Annotated in this window: 1 pseudogene; it reads right to left on the bottom strand. The window is 62.4% G+C overall.

The features are described from left to right. Positions 1–255 (bottom strand): annotated as a pseudogene (locus NFX52_RS31515) (type I restriction endonuclease subunit R); the annotation flags it as partial.

Below are 255 nucleotides of genomic sequence, written 5' to 3'. Positions count from 1 at the left end.
CGCAAAACACAATGGTCTTGGCGTAGCGGTCGGTGGCCTTGAGGTATTCGGTGATCTTGGCGGCTACCGCCACGTCGCGCTGCTCCAGCACGAGCTTGCGGTTCATGTCGGCGCCGGTGTAGATGCGGTCTTCGATGGCGTGGCCGTGCTTGTCCTGCATGCCCGCCGTTGGGCGCCAGCCGAAGGTGTCTTTGTCCAGATCGACGCGGATGACCTTGTACGGCGCGAGGTAGCCGTCTTCGATGCCTTGCTTGA

Origin of the sequence: Acidovorax facilis (genome assembly GCF_023913775.1) — a bacterium.
GTDB classification, from domain to species: Bacteria; Pseudomonadota; Gammaproteobacteria; order Burkholderiales; family Burkholderiaceae_C; genus Acidovorax; species Acidovorax facilis.
Note: the sequence above shows the minus strand (reverse complement) of the source record. Positions and strands in the feature narration are given on the sequence as shown.